The sequence below is a fragment of the Intrasporangium sp. Soil_C_50 genome, assembly GCF_057656595.1.
This window is the reverse complement of sequence record NZ_JBDGKB010000015.1, coordinates 60,963-84,167: the sequence shown is the minus strand read 5'-3', so window position 1 is coordinate 84,167 and position 23,205 is coordinate 60,963. Positions and strand designations below refer to the sequence as shown.

At 71.6% G+C, this 23,205-nt stretch carries 26 protein-coding genes, 1 other RNA gene and 2 pseudogenes; 20 read left to right on the top strand and 9 right to left on the bottom strand.

Annotated elements, in window-relative coordinates:
* Positions 1–39: 39 nt before the first annotated feature.
* On the bottom strand, positions 40–480 hold the full coding sequence (locus AC3A5R_RS20715; RefSeq protein ID WP_487622662.1) for a hypothetical protein: 441 nt from the start codon (positions 478–480) through the stop codon (positions 40–42).
* 181 nt (positions 481–661) lie between these two features.
* Here AC3A5R_RS20715 and AC3A5R_RS20710 point away from each other — a divergent pair, with 181 nt between their 5' ends.
* Complete coding sequence (locus AC3A5R_RS20710) at positions 662–925, top strand: hypothetical protein (RefSeq protein ID WP_487622661.1); 264 nt, start codon at positions 662–664, stop codon at positions 923–925.
* A gap of 157 nt (positions 926–1,082) precedes the next feature.
* On the opposite strand, the gene AC3A5R_RS20705 is transcribed toward AC3A5R_RS20710, so the two are convergent.
* The 4 genes from AC3A5R_RS20705 to AC3A5R_RS20690 all read right to left on the bottom strand — a co-directional run bounded on the left by AC3A5R_RS20705 (position 1,083) and on the right by AC3A5R_RS20690 (position 4,906).
* A complete protein-coding gene (locus AC3A5R_RS20705; RefSeq protein WP_487622660.1) occupies positions 1,083–2,618 on the bottom strand; it encodes a hypothetical protein in 1,536 nt (511 codons plus the stop codon).
* Positions 2,615–2,860, bottom strand: a complete 246-nt coding sequence (locus AC3A5R_RS20700) for a hypothetical protein (protein ID WP_487622659.1) — start codon at positions 2,858–2,860, stop codon at positions 2,615–2,617. Before AC3A5R_RS20700 ends, AC3A5R_RS20705 begins: the two co-directional genes overlap by 4 nt.
* 219 nt (positions 2,861–3,079) lie before the next feature.
* On the bottom strand, positions 3,080–3,331 hold the full coding sequence (locus tag AC3A5R_RS20695) for a hypothetical protein (protein WP_487622658.1): 252 nt from the start codon (positions 3,329–3,331) through the stop codon (positions 3,080–3,082).
* A 204-nt stretch (positions 3,332–3,535) separates the two neighbouring features.
* Positions 3,536–4,906 carry a recombinase family protein gene (locus AC3A5R_RS20690; protein WP_487622657.1) on the bottom strand — a complete coding sequence of 457 codons (1,371 nt, stop codon included), beginning with the start codon at positions 4,904–4,906 and terminating at the stop codon, positions 3,536–3,538.
* Positions 4,907–4,932: 26 nt separating this feature from the next.
* On the opposite strand from AC3A5R_RS20690, the pseudogene AC3A5R_RS20685 reads away from it, so the two are divergent.
* From AC3A5R_RS20685 to AC3A5R_RS20615, 15 genes and pseudogenes are all read left to right on the top strand, one after another.
* A pseudogene (locus AC3A5R_RS20685) lies at positions 4,933–5,466 on the top strand (ATPase, T2SS/T4P/T4SS family); the annotation flags it as partial.
* Entirely contained in the window at positions 5,463–6,335 is an 873-nt protein-coding gene (locus AC3A5R_RS20680) for a type II secretion system F family protein (RefSeq protein ID WP_487622656.1), read from the top strand. The pseudogene AC3A5R_RS20685 and the gene AC3A5R_RS20680, both read left to right, overlap by 4 nt.
* Positions 6,332–7,309, top strand: coding sequence for a type II secretion system F family protein (locus tag AC3A5R_RS20675; RefSeq protein WP_487622655.1), 978 nt, complete (start codon positions 6,332–6,334; stop codon positions 7,307–7,309). The genes AC3A5R_RS20680 and AC3A5R_RS20675 overlap by 4 nt, the downstream gene beginning before the upstream one ends.
* Positions 7,310–7,371: 62 nt before the next feature.
* Complete coding sequence (locus AC3A5R_RS20670) at positions 7,372–7,587, top strand: hypothetical protein (protein ID WP_487622654.1); 216 nt, start codon at positions 7,372–7,374, stop codon at positions 7,585–7,587.
* On the top strand, positions 7,584–8,054 hold the full coding sequence (locus AC3A5R_RS20665) for a TadE family protein (protein WP_487622653.1): 471 nt from the start codon (positions 7,584–7,586) through the stop codon (positions 8,052–8,054). The genes AC3A5R_RS20670 and AC3A5R_RS20665 overlap by 4 nt, the downstream gene beginning before the upstream one ends.
* The gene (locus AC3A5R_RS20660) at positions 8,051–8,512 is read left to right on the top strand and encodes a pilus assembly protein (protein WP_487622652.1); all 462 of its coding nucleotides are present in this window, start codon (positions 8,051–8,053) and stop codon (positions 8,510–8,512) included. Before AC3A5R_RS20665 ends, AC3A5R_RS20660 begins: the two co-directional genes overlap by 4 nt.
* Complete coding sequence (locus AC3A5R_RS20655; protein ID WP_487622651.1) at positions 8,509–9,000, top strand: pilus assembly protein TadG-related protein; 492 nt, start codon at positions 8,509–8,511, stop codon at positions 8,998–9,000. The genes AC3A5R_RS20660 and AC3A5R_RS20655 overlap by 4 nt, the downstream gene beginning before the upstream one ends.
* 152 nt (positions 9,001–9,152) lie before the next feature.
* Entirely contained in the window at positions 9,153–9,611 is a 459-nt protein-coding gene (locus AC3A5R_RS20650; RefSeq protein WP_487622650.1) for a lamin tail domain-containing protein, read from the top strand.
* Between the two features lie 246 nt (positions 9,612–9,857).
* On the top strand, positions 9,858–10,406 hold the full coding sequence (locus AC3A5R_RS20645; RefSeq protein WP_487622649.1) for a matrixin family metalloprotease: 549 nt from the start codon (positions 9,858–9,860) through the stop codon (positions 10,404–10,406).
* Between the two features lie 194 nt (positions 10,407–10,600).
* Positions 10,601–11,719 (top strand): peptide chain release factor 2, encoded by a 1,119-nt coding sequence (gene prfB / locus AC3A5R_RS20640; RefSeq protein ID WP_487622648.1) that lies wholly within the window; start codon positions 10,601–10,603, stop codon positions 11,717–11,719.
* Between the two features lie 181 nt (positions 11,720–11,900).
* Positions 11,901–12,818, top strand: a complete 918-nt coding sequence (gene ftsE / locus AC3A5R_RS20635) for a cell division ATP-binding protein FtsE (RefSeq protein ID WP_487622647.1) — start codon at positions 11,901–11,903, stop codon at positions 12,816–12,818.
* Positions 12,819–12,830: 12 nt separating this feature from the next.
* Positions 12,831–13,736 (top strand): permease-like cell division protein FtsX, encoded by a 906-nt coding sequence (gene ftsX, locus AC3A5R_RS20630; RefSeq protein ID WP_487622646.1) that lies wholly within the window; start codon positions 12,831–12,833, stop codon positions 13,734–13,736.
* A gap of 104 nt (positions 13,737–13,840) precedes the next feature.
* Positions 13,841–15,328, top strand: a complete 1,488-nt coding sequence (locus AC3A5R_RS20625) for a peptidoglycan DD-metalloendopeptidase family protein (RefSeq protein ID WP_487622645.1) — start codon at positions 13,841–13,843, stop codon at positions 15,326–15,328.
* Between the two features lie 118 nt (positions 15,329–15,446).
* Positions 15,447–15,920, top strand: coding sequence for an SsrA-binding protein SmpB (gene smpB, locus AC3A5R_RS20620; protein WP_487622644.1), 474 nt, complete (start codon positions 15,447–15,449; stop codon positions 15,918–15,920).
* A 129-nt stretch (positions 15,921–16,049) separates the two neighbouring features.
* Positions 16,050–17,978 carry a DUF2207 domain-containing protein gene (locus tag AC3A5R_RS20615; protein WP_487622643.1) on the top strand — a complete coding sequence of 643 codons (1,929 nt, stop codon included), beginning with the start codon at positions 16,050–16,052 and terminating at the stop codon, positions 17,976–17,978.
* Here the strand turns inward: AC3A5R_RS20615 and AC3A5R_RS20610 are convergent.
* Entirely contained in the window at positions 17,935–19,179 is a 1,245-nt protein-coding gene (locus AC3A5R_RS20610; protein ID WP_487622642.1) for an MFS transporter, read from the bottom strand. The genes AC3A5R_RS20615 and AC3A5R_RS20610 overlap by 44 nt on opposite strands.
* 44 nt (positions 19,180–19,223) lie before the next feature.
* Between AC3A5R_RS20610 and AC3A5R_RS20605 the strand changes: the two genes are divergently transcribed.
* Positions 19,224–20,075, top strand: coding sequence for a winged helix-turn-helix transcriptional regulator (locus AC3A5R_RS20605; protein WP_487622641.1), 852 nt, complete (start codon positions 19,224–19,226; stop codon positions 20,073–20,075).
* Here the strand turns inward: AC3A5R_RS20605 and AC3A5R_RS20600 are convergent.
* Positions 20,056–20,358, bottom strand: a complete 303-nt coding sequence (locus tag AC3A5R_RS20600) for a biotin/lipoyl-containing protein (RefSeq protein ID WP_487622640.1) — start codon at positions 20,356–20,358, stop codon at positions 20,056–20,058. The two genes, AC3A5R_RS20605 and AC3A5R_RS20600, sit on opposite strands and share 20 nt — an antisense overlap.
* Before the next feature lie 187 nt (positions 20,359–20,545).
* Here AC3A5R_RS20600 and ssrA point away from each other — a divergent pair.
* Positions 20,546–20,912, top strand: a transfer-messenger RNA (tmRNA) gene (ssrA, locus tag AC3A5R_RS20595).
* A 106-nt stretch (positions 20,913–21,018) separates the two neighbouring features.
* Here the strand turns inward: ssrA and trxA are convergent.
* Positions 21,019–21,423 (bottom strand): thioredoxin, encoded by a 405-nt coding sequence (gene trxA, locus AC3A5R_RS20590; protein WP_487622639.1) that lies wholly within the window; start codon positions 21,421–21,423, stop codon positions 21,019–21,021.
* Between the two features lie 28 nt (positions 21,424–21,451).
* Positions 21,452–22,090: an SIMPL domain-containing protein gene (locus AC3A5R_RS20585; protein WP_487622638.1), complete on the bottom strand. Its 639-nt coding sequence runs from the start codon at positions 22,088–22,090 to the stop codon at positions 21,452–21,454.
* A 50-nt stretch (positions 22,091–22,140) separates the two neighbouring features.
* Between AC3A5R_RS20585 and AC3A5R_RS20580 the strand changes: the two genes are divergently transcribed.
* Together AC3A5R_RS20580 and AC3A5R_RS20575 are read left to right on the top strand one after the other, a co-directional pair.
* Positions 22,141–22,536 (top strand): VanZ family protein, encoded by a 396-nt coding sequence (locus AC3A5R_RS20580; RefSeq protein WP_487622637.1) that lies wholly within the window; start codon positions 22,141–22,143, stop codon positions 22,534–22,536.
* A 289-nt stretch (positions 22,537–22,825) separates the two neighbouring features.
* Positions 22,826–23,205 (top strand): annotated as a pseudogene (locus tag AC3A5R_RS20575) (DEAD/DEAH box helicase); the annotation flags it as partial.

Genomic DNA, 23,205 nt, shown 5'->3' with positions numbered 1-23,205 from the left:
TCTGGGCCCGCCGTGCGCTAGCTCCGGTTGTGCCCGGCTTCAGGCAGCCGCCGGCGGGAGCTCGGCGTTCATCACGACGGTCCCGGCGTCCAGGCGGACCTCGACGATGCTGTGCGCCGGCACCCCGGTGCCGAACCGTCGGGGACCGGCCGTGCACCGCCGCCCGCAACCCACGGCGTTCAGCTCGGCCAGTGCGGCCAGTGCCGCCTCCCGCGACGAATACATGCGCGCGGCTGGAACCGCGGCGCAGGAGGCCACGACTGCCCAGGGGCCAGAGCCGTTGACCGTGACGCCGCCGCCGACGTGGCACCGGAGCAGCGCCGCCTCGTCGACATGCCGGCTCAGACATCCGTGCTGCTGGGGGTCCGCATGAGGTGTGGGCACTCGCGGGGTTCCGTCCGGGTCGACATCGGTCGAGACGAAGACGGTGACCCGAGGCGTGCCCTCGGGGAACTCGTCGGTGACGTACTTGAAGGTCATGATCGTGCCTTTCTTGTTGATGTGGCTCGCTCTTTGGAGGAGTTGGACAGGTAGTGGGTGGAGGTCAGCGGCGACCCAGACCGCGCCGCCACTCCGACCACCCGGGGTTTCGCGCCCGGGCCGACGCCCGGAGCGCGGCGACGATGGGCGATACCCGCGGCTCGCGCCTGCCAGCGTCTGGATGCACACCAACCGCACGCTGGGGAGGCTGCCCCGGATACGCGACCATCCGGGTCCGGCCGTCGACAAGCTCACGACGGAGTTCGATCTCGCCGCGGCGCTCGAGGAGGTGGGCAGCCCGGCGGACGGCGACCATCTTGGCTTCGGAATCGCCCGGCGCCGTGATCTGCACCCCGGCGCCCCCGGCCTTAGCCACCGCGTCAAGGATCGCGCGGCACCAGACGCCCTTCGGTTCATCGTTCACGATTGCTCACTGCCTTCCTGACAGGGCGTGCTGGCCTCAGGGGCAACACAGAACACTGATTTGCAGAATCGGCCAGAAGGCCGGAGACCCAGCGACCCGGTCGCGGGGAGGACCCGGGGGAGGGGTGGTGCCAGGGGGAGCCAGTCGTGCCACCGGCCGGTTGCGGGGTTCTTGGCGGTCATCGGGTCGCCCCCTCGTAGCAGTCGAGGCAGACCAGTCCGCCGAGGGCCCGCATGCCCGAGATCGGGCCTCCGCAGGCGGGGCACGTGTCCGCGTCGTCGAACCTGAGCTCGGGCTGTAGCGCCGTAGCGGATGTAGCGCCGTTCTCGGGAGTTGGGGTGGGACGAAGTGTGGGTTTGCTGTCCCCGCGAGGGGGCTCAGAGACGTCTGAGACGTCTTTCTGGCTGCTATCCCTGGGGGGTTGGGGGGTATACACCCACGTTTCGTCCCACCCTCCCGACCGCTGTTGCGCGTTGACGACGTCCGCGATGACATCGCCCTCCTCGCCGGTCAGGAACCAGGTGACCGTGCCGATCGGCTCCTCGTGGTCGTCCTCGACGCGGTCGTTGCTGACGACGCCGATGGCGGCCAGGTCTTCCAGCGTCATGCGCGCCACCTTCCGGTCGAGCCCGGCGACCCGCGCGACCTGCGAGGTGTTCATCGGCTCGCCGGTCGACACGGCCTTGAGCACGGCGCACCGGGCCTTGGGCATGGAGTCGAGCGCCACCCGGCGCACGACCGCGACGACGGCTTCCACGGGGAGCCCGAGCGCGAGCAGGCCGCGGGCGACCATCCCGAGCTGCTGCACGAGACGCATGGGCTCCTCGACGATGGGCACGTCCTCGATTTCCCGCCGGCCGTAGCCGTTCCGGGGGACCGCTCCGCGACCCCAAGCGGTCACGAGGGCGGCGTCCTCGATGCTGTCGGCCACGTGGTCGGGTAGCCGGTCGACGAGCTCGCCGGCGGCTGCCAGGACCCGCGCGGCGAGGGCCTTGGCTCGGGCACGGCGCTGTTCGAGGCCCCCTCGCCGGGCGAGGGCGGCGGCGCGTCGCTTGTCTTCCACACTGCGGTCGGGGATGCGGACGCTGATCCAGCGGGGCCCGAGGGCGTCCGCATGGGCGGCAGCCCGGTCGATGGCGCCGGTGACGCAGGCGACGACGGTGAGCCGGCCTCTCCAGAGCAGCCCTTCGTTGACGTCGGTGTTGCCTTGCGGGCTGATGTCGCGGCTGGCCTCCCCGTCGTACGCGCGGCGCAGCAGCCCGAACACTTGCTCCCGGCCGCCGCGGTCGGAGGTGGCGAGCAGGCTCGACAGGTCCCCGAAGGTGGCGAGGCCGCGCGAGGGGATGCGGGTCAGGACCCCGATGGGGCGGGGGTTCTTTCCCTTGGACCAGCCGAGCAGGCCGGCGGCGGTCACCTCGTTCAGCCTGGCGTCGGCGATGTCGTCGAGGATGCGGACGGCCTCGGTCTTGCCCGAGCTTGGCGTCGCCACGAGGAGCACCCAGCAGGGCTCGCCATCGGCGAACCGGGTCGCGGCCGCGGCGAGAGCGACGACGACGTGGGTCGGGTCGGGTAGGTGCTGCCACCCGCGCAGCTCCGTGAGGAGTTCCCCGAGGAGCCGGCGGGCCCTGGCGGGGTCGCGAGCCGCGGGGGAGCGGGCGATGGGGTCGCCGTTCTCGTCGTACTCGCCGGCGTCGCCGTAGAGGGGTGCGCTCATCGGGGCACCTCCTGATGGCGGCTGTAGGAGGCGCGACGCATCGCGATCAGCTCGTCGTTCGTGGGGAGCTTCGCCATCGCCTGGACCACGACGTAGGCGGCATGGTGGCGGGCGGCTGCCTCGTCGTCGGCGAGCTGCCGGCCGCGCTCGATGCCGGCGGCGTACCCGGAGGCGTAGCCGTCGGCGAAGGCGGTGAACTCGGCCGAGCTGTAGGCGAGCAGTGGTGTCTCGGGCGCGGTCATCGGGCCCACCTCTGCTCGGCCAGCCACGCCTCGTACGCGGCGTCCTCCGGGGGCTTGGACCACGCTCGGTCAGCACGACGACGGCGGGCGTCTGGGTCCCGGTAGACGCGCGCCGCCAGGCCGTAGCGGAGCGGAACGGTATTGTCGGAGAGGCCGGTACACTGGTTGTCGACGCTGGTGAACGTCTCGGAGGCCGCCCCCTTCTTGGGGCGGCTTTCCTCATTCACGGGACTCACCGGCCGGGGTGAGCAGCTGGGCGAGCCGGTGCCGGGCCTCCGGGGTCAGCGGCGGCCAGGAGTCGACGGCGGCCTTGATGGCGGCCTCGATGTGCTTTTCGTGTAGGGCCTCGCGGAGAGCTACGCGGGCGGCCACAAGCTCGGGGTCGTCGGCCTGGCGGGAGCGGGACAGGGCCGCGATCTTGCCGCGGTTGTGGTGGACGCGCTGGGCGGCGTCGGAACGGACGTCGGTCACGTGGAGCCTCGCAGGTTGCATTGTCTGCGCTTGGCATCCGTGGATCAGATACGGGCGGGGTCTCGTCCTGCCGTGCCACGCGAGCGCGGGTAATGCCTAGAACCTGGTGACCGTTCGTTCCCCCCACCGTGACGCACGAGACCTGTGCTGGTGGAGCTACATCCAGCAGTTAGCAACATGCGGCCGCAAGAAGTCAAACCAGAATCACGCGCCCCTCGGCACGACCTTCACGGTGGCCGCGTCGAAGGTGCGGGCACCTCGCCCGGCACGGTGGACCGTGACCTCGGCGAGCAACGCGACGATCTCGCGTTTGGTGCCAATGTCGAGGGTCGCCCAGGTGGCGGCCACGTCCTCGGCGGTCACAAGCGGTCCGAGAGTCGGGTGGCTGACCACTTCGGCGAGCTCGGCGCCGAGCTGGTCCATGCGCGCCCGGAGCCGGGCCGTGCCGGTGGTGAGCTGGCGCCTGTCTATGTCGCCGTCGGCGAACGCGGCGGCCAGGCCGTCGAGCCGATCCGTCAGCTGCGCCTGCTCGGTGCGGAGAGTGGCGGCCCGGTCGCTGTCCTCGGTGCGGGCGAAGGCTTGCGCAGCGTCCGGGCGGGACAGGCGCTCGACCATGACGCGCTCGACCCAGCCGTCTACCGGCTCAATTTTTCGGCCCAGGTGCGCACCGGATTCGCACACATAAATGCATCCGCGAGCCTCGCGCCGCCCGTAGAGCCGCGCGCCGCAGACGCCGCAGCGACCCACGCCCGACAGCAGGTACTGCCGAGGACGGCCTTTAGGTCGACGCGCCGGATCGCTCAGGATCGCGCGCACGGCCTCGTGATCCTCGACGGACACAATGGCCGGCCAGATACCGGGGCCCACGACCTCGCCGCGGTGCACGCGCAGAGCCGCCAGTCGAGGGTTGACGAGATACCTGCGGAGCTCGGTTGTGCCCCAGTGGTTCCCGGCGGTGGTGCGCGCCCCGGCCTCGTTGATCTGGCGCGTGACCGAGCGCACCGGCGCGCCGGCGAGGACGGCGGCGACGGCAGCGCGCGCATGGGCGGCCTCGTCCTCGACGACTTCCATGCCGTCTGCGGTGTAGCCGTAGCAGCGGCGCCCCGCCGAGGGGCGCCCGGCGGCCGCGCGCTGGTCGTTAGACGACCGCTGTCGCAGCGCCTTCTGCTCGCCCTCGTAGGACGCCCAGGCGGTCACGGTGCGGGCGACCGCGCGGCCGGCGGGGGTGCTGAGGTCGAGCTCGCCAGCCTTGAGCGCGTAGACGTTGACGCCGAGCTCGATGACGCGCTCGAGGTCCTTGGTGACGCGCACGAGCCGGTCGGTGTGCCAGACGACGACGCGCTGCGCGCCGGAACTGAGCAGCCGCTCGAAAGCCGGCCGGGTCACGCCGCTGGTGGCCGAACGGTCATTGTCGACGAGTTCGGCGGCCACCTCCCATTCCCGCTCGGCGCAGAACGCCCGGCACTCCTCGAGCTGGCGCGCGACGGCGAGCTCGTCACCGTTGCGGTCGAGGCTCTGGCGGGCATAGATCACGGCGGTGGGCGGGCGCTGCGGAGACTGAGACTTGCGGTTCACACCTATGAGGTTACTCCGCTATTGGACTGAAGATCCCGCTGCGCGACGTCGCCTCGATGCAGTGCCGCCAGCCGAGCCTCGAGGGCACCGGTGAGGTGCCGCTGCGCCGGCTGGTCAAGGAGGCCCTGCGCATGCGGCCGTCGCGGATCATCGTCGGCGAGGTGCGCCAGGAGGAGAGCCTCGACCTGCTCATCGCCCTCAACAGCGGCGTCCCCGGCATGTGCACGCTGCACGCCAACAGCGCCCGCGAGGCCGTGACGAAGATGTGCACCCTGCCCTTGCTCGCCGGCGAGAACGTGTCGAGCCGCTTCGTCGTGCCGACGGTGGCGGCCGCCGTGGACCTCGTCGTCCACGTCGCCCTCGAGCGCGACGGCGTGCGGCGGGTCCGGGAGATCGTCGCCGTTCCGGGCCGGGCCGAGGGTGACGTCATCGAGATCGCCGACCTCTTCACGACGCGGGACGGTCGGCTGGTGCGGGGCGACGGCTTCCCGCCGCACCACGAGGCCTTCGAGCGGGCCGGCTACGACGTGGCCGCGCTGCTGGCGCAGGAGTCGTCATGACCTCGCCGCTCGTCATCGGTCTGCTCCTCGGTGCCGGTGTCTTCTTCGTCTACTGGTCCTTCTGGCCGCAGACCCCGGCGCCTGAGTCCGGCCGGCGCCGCTCGGGCTTCGTCGTCGAGCTGCGCGACCACCTCAACCAGGCGGGGTACGCCTCCATCACGCCGACCAACGTCATCGTCGGCTCGGTCATGCTCTTCCTGCTGACCTTCGCCATCGTCCTCGCGCTGACCCGTGTCGCCCCGATCTCGCTGTGCTTCTCCCTCATGGCCGCTGCGGCGCCGATCTCCTTGGTGCGTATGCGCGCCCGCTCACGCCGCAACAAGCTGCGCGACCTGTGGCCCGACGTCGTCGACAACGTCACGTCCGGTGTGCGGGCCGGCCTCGCGCTGCCCGAGGCGCTGGCCCAGCTGTCCACCCGGGGGCCTGAGGAGCTGCGTCCGGCCTTCGTCGCCTTCGCCGAGGACTACCGCACCACGGGCCGCTTCCACGACTCGCTCGACCGGCTCAAGGCGCGCCTGAGCGACCCCGTCGCCGACCGTCTCGTCGAGTCGCTGCGCATCGCCCGCGAGGTCGGGGGCAGTGACCTCGGCAAGCTGCTGCGGACCCTGTCCTCCTTCCTCCGCGAGGACGCCCGTACGCGCGCCGAGCTCGAGACGCGCCAGAGCTGGACCGTCAACGCGGCGCGTCTCGCGGTCGCCGCGCCGTGGATCGTCCTCGCGATGCTCGCCCTCAACGGTCGCTCACTCGCGGCGTACGCGACGCCGGTGGGCTGGGTCGTCCTCGCGGTCGGAGCCGCCCTGTGCGTCGTCGCCTACCGCGCGATGGTCTGGGTCGGACGCCTGCCCGAGGAAGAGCGGGTGCTGCGGTGAGCAGCCCGTCGTCCGGGCTGGGCGCGGTGCTCGACACCGACTGGTCGTGGACCGGGGCGGTCGCCGGGGTGCTCCTGCTGGCCGGGCTCACCCTCGTCGTCGCGGGTCTGCCCGCCAGCCGCCGTCCCGGGCTCGACGAGCGGCTCGAGCCCTACCTGCGCGACGCCCCCCGCCCCTCGACGCTGCTCAGCCGCCCGGCGGCCCCGCGCGGGCCGTTCGGGTTCGGCGAGCTGCTCGCGCCGTACGTCCAGCGGCTGGGGCACCTCGTCGGGTCCGTCCTGGGTGGGTCTTCGTCCGTCGTGCGGCGCCAGCTGCGGGCCGGGCTCGCCGCCGACGTCGACCGGTTCCGGGCCGAGCAGGTGCTGTGGGGCACCCTCGGCGGTCTCGTGGGGCTCGTCCTCACCGGGCTCGTGGCGGTGGCCCAGCAGCGGTTCCCGGTCGTCGCCCTCGTCGGGTTCGTGGTCTGCGGGGTCTTCGGCGGCCTCATCGGCCGCGACTGGATGCTGTCACGGGCCGCGTCCCGTCGTGAGGCGCGCATGCTCACCGAGTTCCCTACGGTCGCAGAGCTGCTCGCGCTCGCAGTCAGCGCGGGGGAGGGCGCGGTCGGCGCCCTCGAGCGCGTCTGCCGTCTCTCCCAGGGTGAGTTGTCCGACGAGCTGCGCCGGTGCCTCGCCGACGCCCGGGCGGGCGCCAACCTGCCCACGGCGCTGCGGGGCCTGGCCGACCGCACCGGCCTGATGAGCCTGAGCCGGTTCGTCGACGGCATCGTCGTCGCCGTCGAGCGCGGCACCCCGCTGGCCGAGGTGCTCCGTGCCCAGGCCCAGGACGTGCGCGAGGCGGGCCGCCGCACCCTCATGGAGCAGGGCGGCCGCCGCGAGATCCTCATGATGGTCCCCGTCGTCTTCCTCATCCTGCCCGTCACCGTGCTCTTCGCCCTCTACCCGGGCCTGAGCTTCCTGCACTTCCGGGTCTGACGCACCGCGCCGCACCCGGCACCCTCCACGACCGTGAAACCCACCAGACAGGGGAAAGACAGATGACAACGCTGACGAAACACCGGGCGCGCCTGCAGGCCGTGACCATCGAGGCGCTCGTTCGGCGCCTCGACGGGTCCCGTGACCGGGGCGACGTGCCCGGCTGGGTCCTCATCACCATCATGACCGCCGGCCTCGTCACCGCCCTGTGGGCCATCGCCGGCCCCCAGCTCGGACAGCTGTTCAGCGACGCCATCAGCAACGTCAAAGGACCGTGACCCCGGCGGCACGCGTCCTGCGCCGGCTGCGGGCCGAACCCGAGCGCGGCTCGGCGATCGCCGAGTTCGTCATGGTGGCTGCGCTGCTGCTCTTCGTCGCCCTCGGCGTCTTCCAGATCGGCCTGGCCCTCTATGTCCGCAACACGCTCATCTCCGCGGCGTCGGAGGGCGCCCGCTACGCGGCTCGTGCGGACGCGGACCCAGCCGACGGGGTCACCCGGACGCAGGCGCTCATCTCGTCCTCGCTCAGCGCGCGGTTCGCCCAGAAGGTCGGGGTGACCGAGCGCACGATGCCCGACGGCGTCCGCGTCGTCGAGATCACGGTGGAGGCGCCGCTGCCGGTCGTCGGACCGCTCGGGCCCTCCGAGGCGTTGACCGTGCGCGGCCGTGCCTTCAGCGAGGAGCAGGTGTCACCCGGCGGTCCCGCCGGAGCGGTCCCGGCCACGACGCAGGAGGCCGGGCGATGACCCCCTCCTTCCGGACACTCCGGGCGCGCCTGCTGGCTCGACGCGACGACGGTCGCGCGGTCATCGAGTTCATCTTCCTCGGCATCCTCATGCTGCTGCCGCTGCTCTACCTCGTGCTCACGATGGCCCGCCTCCAGGCGGCGTCGTTCTCGGCCTCGCTCGCCGGTCGTGAGGCGGGGCGCGCCTTCGTCACCGCCGACACCGATGCCGACGGCCACGCCCGGGCGCAGGCCGCGGCACGCCTCGCCTTCAGCGACTTCGGCTTCGACCAGGACGCGACGGTCACCGTGACGTGCGACGGCTCGCCCTGCCTCCGGCCGGAGGGCGTCGTCCGTTCCGACGTGCGCATCGAGGTCCAGCTGCCGCTCGTGCCCGACTTCATCGCCGACCACGTGCCCTCGTCGGTCTCCGTCTCCTCGACCCACGTGTCGTCCGTCGACCGGTTCGTCGCCCGATGAATGCCGTCTCGCGCCGGGTCGGGCGACTGTGCCGGCGACGCCACGGCCCGGGCCGCGACCGCGGCCAGATCAGCGTCCTCATCCTCGGCCTGTTCGTCATCGTCGTCGTTCTCATCCTCGGCGCCGTCGACGTCACGGCGGCCCAGCTGGCCCGGATGCGTCTGCTCGACACCGCCGACGCCGCCGCGCTCGACGCCGCCGACGCCATCGACGAGCGGTCGGCCTACCGGGACGGCGTGCCCGACCACCTCGCGCTCACCGACGCGTCGGTGCAGGCGGCGGCCGGCGCCCACCTCGGGCGCACCCCGTTGCCGAACGGCATCACCGACTGGCGGCTCGTCCCGCGCACCGGCACCCCCGACGGCTCGACGGCGGTCGTGACCCTCCAGGGCAAGGCGACGCTGCCGATGAGTGGATGGGTGCTCGAGCAGCTCGGCGGAAGCGTCACCATCACCGTCACCTCGAGCGCCCGCGCCCGGCTCGGTTGACCCGCCACGATTGCCGGACTCCGCCAATCTTCGTCAAAACGCCACGCGCACAAGGCAGTCGGGCCTAGCCTCCTCGAGGCGTCGCCCCCCACCCGGTCGACGCGGACACCAGCGCGGCCACTGTGCAGCGCCGACGAATGAGGAACGCAACCGTGAGTACCCGCACCACCGCCGTCGCCGCCGCGGCGGGCATCGCCATCGGCCTGCTCGGGCCGGTCACCGCCGCCACCGAGGCCCAGGCCCTCCCGGCCGTCATGATCTACAAGGTCCAGTACGACTCGCCGGGTTCGGACACCGGCAGCAACTCGAGCCTCAACGCCGAGTACGTGGTCCTGAAGAACACGACCCGCAGCAACCGCGTCCTCACCGGCTGGACGCTGCGTGACAAGACCGGCTACACCTACCGGTTCCCGGCCTTCACCCTCAAGGCCGGCGCGACGGTGACGATCCGTACCGGCAAGGGCAGTGCGACGGCCACGAACCGCTACTACAACCGTGCCTGGTACGTCTGGAACAACACCGGTGACACCGCCTACCTGCGCACGGCGTCGGGCAGCCTCGCGGACACCTGCGCCTGGACCTCGAAGGGCACCGGCTCCCGCTACTGCTGACGCAGCGAGCCCCGGCACAGCAGGTCGACGGCCCGGCATCCAACCAGGGTGCCGGGCCGTCGGCATGCCGCCACGCCGGGGAGGCGGACTCGACTTCACGAAAACACAGGGCAAAAGGGATATACGCGGCTAACGTTGACGAAAGGCAACCCCGAGTGCATCAACCAAGGGACCCGATACCCCCGCGGCCCTGAACACCCCCGTCACCCCTGCGGCCGTTCGCGGCTGGTCCCCCAGGAGCTGTCCATGAAGCGGATCCTCGTCGTCGCCCTCGCGACGATCGGTCTCACCCTCGCCACCGCCGGCACGTCCACCGCGGCCAGGCCGCTCAAGACCGACACGAAGAGCACGACGTCCTCGGCTGCCGCCGGGTACTGGGGCCACTGGCTCAAGCCGGCCCTCGTCTACGACGCCACGGGCACCGGTACGACGTTCAAGGTCTCCGAGGCCGTCTCGGAGTGGAGCAGGTCCGGCTGGAAGGTGTCGATGACGACCGACCCGACCAAGGCCACCATCACCGTCCTCAAGCAGGACCCCACCTCCGGTGACGCGATCGGCTCGGCCGACCTCACCGTCTCCGGCGGTGTCATCTCCGGCTGCACCGTGCGCCTGTCGCCGGTGCTGGCCTCGATGTCCCTCGGCGAGCACGCGGCCAGCCACGAGCTCGGCCATTGCGGCGGCCTCCCGCACTCGACCTCGTCCAAGAGCATCATGTTCGAGACCGTCAGCTCGAACACGGCGATGACGCAGCCGTCGGGCAGCGACGTGAGGTGGATGGCCAAGAACGTCTACTGAGCACCCCCGTCCACCATCGGCCGGGGCCGCGACACCCCACCCCTCGCGGTCCCGGTCCCGTTCTCCGAACAGGGTTTCGGCCCTGCGCCCCGGCCGCTCCTCGGCGACCGGGGCGCAGTCGTGTCGAGTCGGTGGCCGCCGCTCGGCACGCGAGCCGCACGAGCACGGCTCGCGCTGCCGTAGGCTGTCGCATCGTGGCTGTTGACTTCACGCAAGAGATCAAGGACCTCCGCGCGACGATGGACTCCGTGCGCAGCGTCACCGACCTCGACGCGCTCGGCACGAGGATCGCCGAGCTGGAACAGCAGGCCTCCGCTCCCGACCTGTGGGACGACCCCGAGTCGGCGCAGCTGGTCACCAGCGCGCTCTCGCGGGCCAACTCCGAGCGCGACCGCGTCACCGGGATGGACAGCCGCATCGACGACCTCGAGGTCCTCGTCGAGATGGGCCAGGAGGAGGGCGACGCCGACACCCTCGCCGAGGCCGAGCGCGAGCTCTCCTCGCTGAAGAAGGACGTCGGCGAGCTCGAGGTGCGTACCCTCCTGTCCGGCGAGTACGACGAGCGCGAGGCCGTCGTGACGATCCGCGCCGGCGCCGGTGGCGTCGATGCCGCCGACTTCGCCGAGATGCTCATGCGCATGTACCTGCGCTGGGCCGAGCGCCACGGCTACCCGACGAAGGTCATGGACACCTCCTACGCCGAGGAAGCCGGCCTCAAGTCGGCGACCTTCGAGGTCAACGTGCCGTACGCCTTCGGGCACCTGTCCGTCGAGGGTGGCACGCACCGTCTCGTGCGGATCAGCCCGTTCGACAACCAGGGCCGCCGCCAGACGAGCTTCGCGGCCGTCGAGGTCATCCCGCTCATCGAGAGCGACGACTCCGTCGAGATCCCCGAGAACGAGCTGAAGATCGACGTCTTCCGCTCGAGCGGACCCGGTGGACAGAGCGTCAACACGACCGACTCGGCGGTGCGCATGACGCACCTCCCCACGGGCATCGTCGTGTCGATGCAGAACGAGAAGAGCCAGATCCAGAACCGCGCCGCGGCCCTGCGCGTGCTCCAGTCGCGGCTGCTCCTGCAGCGCAAGGCCGAGGAGGCCGCGGTCAAGAAGGAGATGGCCGGCGACGTCAAGGCGAGCTGGGGCGACCAGATGCGCTCCTACGTGCTCAACCCGTACCAGATGGTCAAGGACCTGCGGACCGAGCAGGAGACCGGCAACCCGACGGCCGTCTTCGACGGCGACATCGACGCCTTCATCGAGGCCGGCATCCGCTGGCAGATCGCCCAGAAGAAGGCCGACGCCGACGCCTGAGGGCCGGAAGCACCCGACGCGCCACGCCCGGCGACGTCGGGGTGTCCGGGTTTGGTGCCCTTGCGCCCGTAGCCTCGGAGTCGGCCCAGCCTGCCGTGCTGCCCGCGCCCGACCGAGACGCGCACCGCGGTAGCAGGGGTCACCGCCCAGCCGCAGTCCCGCAGGAGCCGAGGCCCGACCGATGATCCTCTTCGAGAACGTCACGAAGACCTACCCGCGGACCGCGCGTCCGGCCCTCGACACCGTCAGCCTCGAGGTGCAACGCGGCGAGTTCGTCTTCGTCGTGGGCCAGTCCGGCTCCGGCAAGTCCACGATGATGCAGCTCGTCATGAAGGAGCAGGACCCGACCGCGGGCCGCATCCTCGTGGCCGGTCGCGAGCTCGACCGGCTGCCCGACCGCAAGGTGCCGGCGTTGCGCCGCGAGATCGGCTGCGTGTTCCAGGACTTCCGCCTCCTGCCGAACAAGACGGTGTTCCAGAACGTCGCCTACGCGCTGCAGGTGCTCGGCGCCGGCCGGTCGCGCATCCGCCAGATCGTCCCGGAGACCCTCGACCTCGTGGGGCTGTCCGGCATGGAGAAGCGGCTGCCGCACCAGCTGTCCGGCGGCGAGCAGCAGCGTGTCGCGATCGCCCGGGCCTTCGTCAACCGGCCGGCGATCCTGCTGGCCGACGAGCCCACCGGCAACCTCGACCCCGACACCAGCCTCGGCATCGTCCAGCTGCTCGACCGGATCAACCGCGTCGGCACGACGGTCGTCATGGCCACCCACGACACCGTCACCGTCGATGCCATGCGCAAGCGCGTCATCCGGCTCAAGGACGGCGTCCTCGTCAGCGACATCGAGGCCAGCGACTACACGACCGGCAGCCTCCCCCGCGTGCGGCTCGACGAGAGCTCCCGCGCCCAGCAGGCCGCGGCGTCGGCCCCGACCGCGCCCGACGTCGCGGACGGCTGGGACGACGCCGACCCCGGTGGCTACGAGGACCCGGACGACGACGGCGGCGGCAGCCTGCGGCCGATCGGCCGCGACGCCGACGCCCCGCGCCCACGCGGCGGAATGTTCAGGCGGCAGAAGGCCGTCCACACGAGCGAGCGCTGAGCGAGGCCGACCATGCGGATCCAGTTCCTGCTCGGCGAGATCGCCAACGGCCTGCGGCGCAACCTGTCGATGGCCGTCTCGGTCGTCATCGTCACGATGATCTCGATGTACCTGCTGGGCCTCGGCCTGATGGGCCAGCGCCAGGTCGACACCATGAAGGACTACTGGTACGACCGCGTCCAGGTCACCGTCCTGCTCTGCGCCGAGAAGACCCGCTACACCAACTGCGCCGGCGAGGCGACGACCGACGCCCAGCGCCAGGCGGTCAAGGCCGAGCTCGAGGCGCTCAAGCCGACGGTCAAGGAGGTCTTCTACGAGTCGCGCGACGAGGCGTTCCAGCGCTTCAAGGACACGTACAAGAACTCGCCGCTCGCCCGGGCGGGGGAGTCGTACTTCGCCGACTCCTACCGGGTCAACCTCAACGACCCCGGAAAGTTCGACGTCGTCGCGAGCTCGATCAAGGGCATGCCCGGCGTCGCCGACGTGCAGGACCAGAAGAAGCTGCTCGAGAAGTTCTTCACCTTCATGAACACGGTGTCGTGGGCGGCGATCGCGCTGTCCTCGCTCATGGTGCTCGCGGCCGTGATGCTCATCTCGACGACGATCCGCCAGACCGCCTTCAGTCGTCGCCGAGAGACGGGCATCATGCGGCTCGTCGGCGCATCGAACTTCACGATCCGGTTCCCGTTCGTCATGGAGACGGTGCTCGCGAGCGTCTTCGGCGCCGTCCTCGCGATGGGGATGCTCTGGGCGACGGTGCGCTACGGCGTCGTCGGCTTCCTCTCGTCGACGCTGACCGACACCGCGTTCATCGGCGTGGTCGACGTGCTCTACGTGGCCCCGTTCATCGTCGTCGGTGTCATCGTCCTGTCGACGGTCACCTCCTGGGTCACCCTGCGCCGGTACCTGCGGGTCTGAGCCGCGGCAGGCGCCTGTCGGTGCGTTTTGCCCTGAACTCTCCCCATCTTCCGAGGCCTGTGGTACCAATGAAACCTATGTGGCTCAGGAGGCGTTACGAGACGGTGCCTGCCGCGACCAAGCTGACGGCCGCGGGGCTCGTCGTCGCCTGCTCGGTGTCCCTCGGCAGCGCGCTCGTCGCGCGGGCCGACTCGGTCAGCGACCAGAAGAAGCGCAACGACCAGAAGATCGCCAACCTGGGCCAGCAGCTCGAGGGCACGAACGCCAAGCTCGCCGGCGCCTACGTCAACCTCCAGCGCACCAACGCCGCCCTGCCGGTCGCGCAGCAGCGGGTGTCCTCGGCCCTCGCAGCCCAGTCGCGTGCGGTCACGGCACAGCAGGTGGCCGAGGCCACCGAGCAGCGCGCCATCGCCGCCGAGGCAGCGGCCCGTGCTCACAACGACGAGGTCGCCCAGAAGCTCGCCGTCGCCAAGGCGAACGAGTCGCGGGCCGCCGAGCAGCTGACGAAGAGCTCGACCCAGCTGACGACGAGCCAGGACGCCCTCGACGCCTACGCGGCGGAGGTCTTCCAGGGCTCGGACCAGCAGTCACAGCTCGGGCTCGTCTTCGGGGCCACCTCGCCGAAGGACTTCGCCGACAAGCTCGTCATGGCCGACACCGCCTCGAACGTGGCGAGCGACACCATCGACGCGCTCGCCGCGATGACGGCGGACAACACCTCGACGCAGGCCTACCTCACGTCGGTCCGCGACGAGATCGCCGACCTCAAGCGCCAGGCCGAGGCAGCGCTGCGCAACGCGGAGTCCGCGTCCGCCGCCGCCAGCCAGGCCCGCAACCAGGCCGTCGTCGCCAAGAACAACGCGATCACCGCAGCCCAGAACGCGGCGGCGGCCAAGGCCTCCCTCGACTCGCTCAAGCAGAAGCAGGTGGCCTACGCCGCCGACCTCAAGGAGCAGAAGGCCAACGAGGCGGCCGACCTCGAGGCGGCCAAGGCCGAGTCGGCGCGGCTGCAGGCGATCCTCGTCGAGCGGGCTCGGCAGGCCAAGATCCGCGAGGCCAAGCGCTTGGCCAAGCTGCGCGCCGAGCGGGCCGCCAAGATCCGCGCCGAGCGGGCCAAGGCCGCCGCCGCCAAGAAGCGCGGCCAGCACTACGTGCCGAAGGTGCCGCCGCCCGTCAGCAGTGGCGACTCGACGCCGTCGAACTACCTGTCCTACCCCGCCAACGGTCCCACCACGTCAGGTTTCGGGATGCGCTGGCACCCGGTGCTGCACAAGTGGATGCTCCACGACGGACTCGACTGGGGCATCGCGTGCGGCACGCCCGTGTACGCCGCGGCGCCGGGCGACATCGTCCGCGCCGGCTGGCGGGCCAGCGGGTGGGGCAACCAGGTCGTGATCGACCACGGCATCCACCGCGGTGTCGACCTCGTCACGACGTACAACCACCTGACGAGCATCGTGAAGTTCGGCGGCTCCGTGAACCGCGGCCAGCTCATCGGCTACTCCGGCACCACCGGCTACTCGACCGGCTGCCACCTGCACTTCGGCGTCTACGAGGACGGCACCCCCGTCAACCCCCGCGGCTGGCTCTGACCCGCCCGTCGTCGACGGCGTCGGAAACGCGCTCGGAGGTCGGGCCCCGCTCGGGGTAGCGTTGGTCCGCCGCCGCGTCCTGCGTCGGTGAACGGTCGAGGAGTGGAAGGACGGTCCGGTGCCCAAGGAGAAGGGGCGGTCGCTCGTCGCGAGCAACCGCAAGGCGCGCCACGACTACCTCATCGAGGACACGTTCGAGGCCGGCATCGTGCTCTCCGGCACCGAGGTCAAGGCGCTGCGGATGGGTCGGGCCTCGCTCGTGGACGGCTTCGCGATGTTCACCGGCGACGAGCTGTACCTCGAGAACGTCCACATCCCCGAGTACCTCAACGGCACGTGGAACAACCACGCACCGCGCCGCAAGCGCAAGCTGCTGCTGCACCGCGCCGAGCTGGAGAAGATCGCCCACAAGACCCGCGAGAGCGGGCGCACCATCGTGCCGCTGTCGCTCTACTTCAAGGACGGCCGTGCCAAGGTCGAGATCGCGATCGCGACCGGCAAGAAGGAGTACGACAAGCGGCACGCCCTGCGCGAGCGGCAGGACAGGCGCGAAGCCGACCGCGCCATGAGCGCGGCCAACCGGCGTCGCTGACGACACCCTCCGCGGAGCAGGGAACCGCCGCCGCGTCGCGCGCGTCCGGTGACAGGATGAGGTGAGGTCCGACCGGGTGGAGGAGCGATGCAGCGATCGAGGAACCGGCGCCCGCGGGGGCGCCGCAGGTTGAGCCTGGTCGGCGTCCTGGCCCTGCTCGGCGCCGCGGTGCTCGTGCTCGTGGCCCCGGCGGGTGCGGCTCAGGCCGTCGGCGACGAGGCGATGACCTCGTTCGCCGCCGACTACGACCTGCAGCCCGACGGCAGCATGAAGGTCACCGAGACCATCACGTGGAGGTTCCCGAGCGGTGAGCTGAAGCACGGCATCGTCCGCAACATCATCGTGCGGATGGGGTGGAACGACGACCCGAACCGCTACCGGTACTTCGACCTGACCGACGTCAAGGTCTCGAGCCCGACTGGCGCCCCCGACGCCTTCCGCGTCAGCGACAACGGCGCCGCCAAGGAGATCCGCATCGGCAGCGCCGACGAGACGACGAGCGGTACCCAGCAGTACGTCGTGCGCTACACGCTCCACGACGTCCTCAACCCGATCCGCGCCGACGGGTCGCCCGCGCCGAACGGCGACGGCGCGAGCACCGTCGAGCTCTACTACAACGTCTTCGGCACCAACGAGACCACGACGCGCGACAACGTGCGGATCCGCGTCACGGCGCCCGACGCCGCGACGAAGGTCGGCTGCTTCCGGGGCGAGACGCGATCGGACACGCCCTGCCAGAGCAGTGCCGGCGACCCGGCGACCTTCTCGGCCGGTGGCCTCGGCGCCGGCGATGCCATGACGGTCCTTGCCTCGTACCCGGCAGGCGCGTTCGGGCGGATCGTGCCGGACGTACGCCAGGGGGACGCCGCCTCCACGATCGGGTCGGACGCCGCACCTGCGGTCAACGCGGCCGCGTGGATCGGCGGCATCGGGGCCCCGGTCATCGCCCTCGCCGTCATGGGCGCCCTCGTGTGGACGCGTGGCCGTGACGAGCGCTACGCCGACGTGACGCCGGGCCTGACGCCCGGCCTGACGCCGGCGCCCGGGTCGGGCGGGTCGCCCGCGACGACGCGTGGGGGAGCGCCCACGATCGCCGTCCAGTTCCAGCCACCCGCGGGCGTGCAGCCGGGCATGGTCGGTGTCGTCATCGACGAGACCGCCAACCCGATCGACGTGTCCGCGACCGTCATCGACCTCGCCGTGCGCGGCTTCCTGCGCATCGAGGAGAACGAGGGCGGCGGGATGTTCAGCCGCACCGACTGGACCCTGACGCGTCTGCCGGCGCCGGGCAGCGAGCGGCTCCTGCCCTACGAGCGGATGCTCCTCGACGGCATCTTCGGCAGCCGCGGCGACGTCGTGCAGCTGTCCGAGCTGAAGAACACCTTCGCCACGACGCTGAAGTCGATCCAGTCGGAGATGTACCGGGAGGTCGTGCGGCGCAGCTGGTTCCGGTCCTCCCCGCAGATGCAGCGCGGCGTCTGGCAGGGCCTCGGCATCGTGCTCGCCGTGCTCGGCGGCATCATCCTCTTCTACGGCCGCGCCGCGATCAGCGCGTTGCTCGGGGGCGGCTTCAGCGGCGGGTTCGCCCTCGGGGCGGGCCTCGTCGCGGCCGGGGGCATCACGTGGTTCCTCGGCGGCAGGATGGCGGCCAAGACGGCCGAGGGCTCGGCCGTCAACGCCCAGTCGCTGGGGTTCAAGGAGTACCTCGTCACGGCCGAGGCCGACCAGATCGCCTTCGATGAGGCGAGCAACATCTTCAGCCGGTACCTGCCCTACGCGGTCGTCTTCGGCGTGGCCGACCGGTGGGCGAGCACCTTCGCCGACGTCGCGCGGGCGGCCGAGGCCGCGAACCAGCCGCTGCTCATGCCGACCTGGTACGTCTGGAGCGGCAACGCCTTCCCGGACTTCACCGGCATCGCCAACGGCGTCGACTCCTTCTCGACGACCTCCACCGGCACGTTCACCTCGACGCCCGGCTCGTCGGGGTCCTCGGGCTTCAGCGGCGGTGGAGGCTTCAGCGGGGGAGGCGGCGGAGGCTCGTCGTCCGGCTCCTGGTGAGACGCCCTGCCGGGCGTCCCCGCCCGGAGCGGATGCGTCCCGACAGGACCGCCAGCAGCGCGCCGGTGCCGGCCACGACACCGCAGGTCGGCCACAGCAGGTCGGGGCGCACCGCGTAGAGCGCACCGCCGAGCGGCGCCGACAGCATCGAGCCGCTCGTCGCTGCCGCGGTGTAGAGACCCTGGTAGCCGCCGACGAGGTGGTCGGGCGCGGCGTCGAGCACGTGCGCCGTGGCTGTCGTCTTGTAGAGGATCTCGCCCGCCGTGAGCACGACCATGCCGATGACGGCGGCGGCCGCCACCCCGACGTCCTGCCAGCCGAAGACCGCGAAACCCACTGCCACGAGGGCGTACCCGGCCGCGATGATCGGCACAGCAGACCGGTTCCGCAGCCACAGCGCGACAGGTATCTCGAGCAGCAGGACCAGCCCCGACCCGACGGCGACGAGCCCGGTGTAGAGGCCGAGCGGCTGCCCGGCATCACGCAGGTGCAGCGGCAGCGTCGAGTACAGCTGGCGGTACACGACGTCGACGAGGACGGCTCCGACGAGCAGGACGACGAGGGCCCGGTCGACGCGGAGGGCCCGCCAGAGCCCGGCCGGCGCGTCCGGCGCGCGGGTGACGGGCGGCTCGTCGGGGAGCATCCGCGACGTCACGTGGCGCAGCACCAGGGTGAGGACGCCGTCGACGACGAAGAGGGCGTCGAACCCGGACGCCGCGACGAGAGCGGCGAGGGGCGGGCCGACGACGAAGCCCGCGTTCGAGGCCGCCCGGCTCACCGCGACGGCGGGTCTGCGGGAGCCCGCCGGGACCGCCAGGGCGGCGAGGGCGCCCTGGCTCAGCGACGCGACGGCGCCGAGGTAGCCGGTGAGCGGCATGGTGACTGCGAGCAGCGGAACCGGCTGCCACGGGATCGTCGCGGTGAGGACGCCGACCGCGCTCGCGGCCACGAGCAGGGCCCGTCGGTGCCCGTAGCGGTCTCCGAAGCGTCCGCCGGTCAGGTTCCCGAGGAGGGCGCCGACGCCGTTGCTGCCGGCGATGATGCCCGCGGACACGACGGCCAGGCCCCGCGGACCCGTGAGGTAGAGGACGAGGAAGAGCATGAGGAAGCTGCTCGCCGAGCTGACGAAACGGCCGGCGGCGAGGACCCAGACGACGCGGGGCAGGGAACGAAGCAGTGCGGGCGCGGTCACGGCGCCCATCAGACCATAGTCAGTTTCGTTTGGGAACTGACTATGATGGAGTGGTGACCGCGAGACGCCCCGATCCCGACGACCCGTGCGGCATCGCACAGGCCGTCGGCGTGCTGGGCGACCCGTGGACCCTCCTCGTGCTGCGCGACGTCGCCGGTGGCCGGACCCGCTTCGAGCAGCTCGTCGAGGAGAGTGGCATCTCGCGCAAGGTGCTGGCCCAGCGGCTCGAGGCGCTCGTCGACGACGGGCTGCTCGAACGGCGTCGGTACTCCGACCACCCGCCGCGCCACGACTACGTCCTGACGCCGCGGGGACGTGGCGCGCTCCCCGTGCTCGTCGCGCTGCAGGACTTCGGTGACGCGTGGCTGCTGGGCGACGGGCGTCCCAGCGCGCTCGCGACCGACGGCTCCACCGAGGCGGCGCGCGTCTCCGACCTCGTCGGGCGCTCCGTGCCGCCCCTGGCCGGGCTCGACCCGGTGGCCGCCGACGCGTCGCTCACCGTCGTCTACTGCTTCCCGGGCACCGGCTTTCCCGGCGCCGACGAGGTGCCCGGCGGCGTCGGCTGCACCCTCGAGTCGTGCACGTACCGCGAGCGGCTCGGGGAGTTCGCCGACGCCGGCGCCGCGGTCGTCGGGGTGTCGACTCAGCGTGCCGGCGAACAGACGGAGTTCGCGGCGCGCAACCGGATCACCTTCCCGCTGCTGTCCGACGCCGACCTCGAGCTGACCACCGCCCTGCGGCTGCCGACCTTCCGGGCCGGGGGCACGACGCGCCTGCGCCGGCTGACCTTCGTCGTCGACCGCGACCGTGTCGTGCGGGGCACGCTGTTCCCGATCCCCGACGTCACGGGATCGGTCGAGGACGCGCTGCGGCTCGTGCGCTCGCTCAGCGCAGCTCGGCGATGACGTCGCCGCCCTCGACGGACTGGTGGGCCTCGACGACGAGGCGGCCCACGGTGCCGGCCCACGGGCTCGTGATCGCGGCCTCCATCTTGATCGCCTCGATGGTGGCCACGACCTGACCCGTGGTGACCTCGTCGCCGTCGCGCACGGTGGGCACGACGATGCCGGCGAACGGGGCGGTCACGCACCGGGTCGTGGTCTCGACCGCACTCGTGGGCCGCGCCGCGTCCGTGCTGCCGGAGACGTGGGCCGGGAGCCGGCGGGCCGTCGGCGTCTCGCGGGGCATCGGGCCTCCTCCGGTGTGTCGGACCCGGCCGGGGGCTCGCGGGTCTGGACCGCAGCCTAGGGCGTCAGGCGGCGCCGCGTGAACCTGCGGGAATGCGATGGCCGCCCCGGACGTTCCTCGTGCATACTGTGGACTCCCGCGCGAGCGGGAGGTTGACAAGTGAACAGCGTGACGTGGTCATCCCCATGGGGGTGATCGGTTTCGACGGTGGTCGACACACCAGGGGAAGCGGGCCGAGGATGCAAGGTCATCTCGTCAACGCTCCTTGCAAACCAATAGGTGCCAATTCCAAGCGCACCGACTTCGCCCTCGCCGCCTGAGCGAGGCTCGAAGTCCGTCAGCCTGAGGTAGTTCCCGACTCAGTGCCTGGCGTCAGCTAGGGAACTTGCTGCGCAGTCATGTCGGGGGGCTGCGCGGGACTCCTTCTCGACTGGGCCTGTCAGGGGACGCGTGCGTGCGAGCCCTGGGGCCGAGAAAATCCACAGCGCACTGCGCCCGGAGAAGCCCTGGTCTCTCGTCATCGGACGCGGGTTCAATTCCCGCCACCTCCACCACCCGTGGTGGCCACGTCACGCTGTCGCTCGCGGTACGCGAAAGGCGCCCCGGTTCCCACCGGGGCGCCTTTTCGTGGTTCTGGCGTGTGCCTCGCGGCTCGACGCGTCAGGAGGCGTCGCTCACGCCCTCGGGGGCGCCCTGCCCGGCGCCCTGCTCGGCGAGCTGGGCCTTGATCGGCTCCATGTCGAGGGCCTTGACCTGCTCGATGACGTCCTGCAGCGCGGACTGCGGGAGCGCGCCCGGCTGGGCGAAGACGAGCACGCCCTCCTTGAAGGCCATCAGGGTCGGGATCGAGGTGATGTTGGCCGCCGACGCGAGCGCCTGCTCGGCCTCGGTGTCGACCTTGCCGAACACGATGCCCTCGTTGTCACCGGTCTGCGACGCGGCGTCGTAGACGGGAGCGAACTGGCGGCACGGGCCGCACCACGACGCCCAAAAGTCGACGAGCACGATGTCGTGGTCGAGCACGGTCTTCTCGAAGGTCTCGGCGGTCAGGTCAGTCGTTGCCATGTCGCCTCCAACGAACGAAGGGCCCCAACTATTCCGACGCGGCCGTGGTGAGCTCCCACGTCACCGTGACCGACGCGCCGATCTCGAGGTCGCCACCCTCGACGGGCATCGAGCCCGCCGAGTCGGCCGCCATCGCCGCGAACGTCATCCGGGGCGCCGCCACGGGCACCGCGCCGCCTTCCGCGATGCCGAGCACAGCACCCAGGGCGGTGCCGGCGAGGGCGGCGTACTGCTCGGCCCGGGCCCGCGCGTCGGCGAACGCCGCGTCGCGCGCCCGCGCCATGCCCTGGCTCCGGTCGGCGACGTCGAGGCGCACCTGGTCGACGAGCAGGGCGTTGCCGACGGTCGCAGCCGCTGCCTCGAGCACCTCACCGACGGCCTCGAGCCGGCGCACCGTCAGTCCCAGCCGCTGCTGGGCGGTGAACCCCACGGGGGTGCCGGTGTTGTCCCAGCGCTGGCTCACCGACGCGTCGAGGGTGCGGATGTCGGCGTCGGCGATGCCGTGCTCGCGGGCCACCCGACCCACCTCGGCGATGCCGGTCGCCGCACCGCCGAGCGCGGCGGCGACGTCGGAGGCGTCGTGCCCCACCCGCAGGTCGAGGCGGACGACATCGGGGGAGACGCTCGCACGCCCCGATCCGGTGACCGTGACCGTGCGCTTGCCCATGGTGTCCTCCTGCTCGGGGTCTGCGCCGAACCTACCTAGACTCCCGTGCCATGACGACCCCTTCGACGTCCTCCCCGAGGTCCGCCCCGGCGCTGCTGCGTCGACCGGGCGTCCTCCTAGCGGTGCTCACCGTGGTCGTCCAGCTCGCCGTCCTCTACTGGCCCGTCGTCACCGTGGAGGGGCCGGTCAGCTGGACCGACAAGGTCGTGCACCTGCTCGTCTTCGCCGTCCCGACGTGGGCCGTCGGCCGCGCGACCGGGTCGGTCCGGCTGGCCGCGGTGGTCTTCGCCGTGCACGCCCCGGTGAGCGAGGTCATCCAGCACGTGGCACTTCCGGGACGCACCGGCGACGTCTGGGACGCGGTCCTCGACCTCGTGGGCGTCGGGCTCGGGGCGCTGGGGCTCGGGCTCGTCGCCGTGGTCGGGACACGTCGCAGCCGCTGGTAGACTCTTCGCATCCGACTCCGAGGTCTCCTCGGATCACGACGGACGGGATGGCGCCGGGGATGCCCGGCGGGCAGGCCCGTCCGACGGGGGGCCACCCCACCGGAAGCCCGTGCCAACGGCGCGGCCCGGAACCTGACGCGGAGCGGATCCGATCGCCGGACGGCACAGATGCCGGGCACCGGTACACATGGGGCGCAGACAATGCTGCGCCTGAGGCTCGTCTGCATGGTCGTGTTGTGACTCACGGCTCGAGGCGAAGTCTGCTCGAGTCAAAGAGAGTTGAATACGCATGTCCAAGCACACCTCCTCCGGCGCGCCCAAGAAGGCCCGCTGGTCCACCGAGAAGAAGGCCGCCGCGGCCAAGAAGCCGCACCGTGGCCAGGGCGGACCCAAGTCCGGGTCCTTCTCCGGTCCCAAGGCCTCCCGCCCGGCCTCGTCGGGCACCTCCCACGTCGGCGGCCGCGAGTGGCGCGCCCCCCGGGACGAGCACCGCTCCTACGAGCGACGTGACGACCGCCGTGACGAGCGCCCCCGTGTCGACCGTGACGACCGTGGCGACCGCGGTTTCCAGCGTCGTGACGACCGCGGCGACCGCGGTTTCCAGCGTCGTGACGACCGCGGCGACCGTGGGTTCCAGCGTCGTGACGACCGTCCCCGTTTCGACCGCGA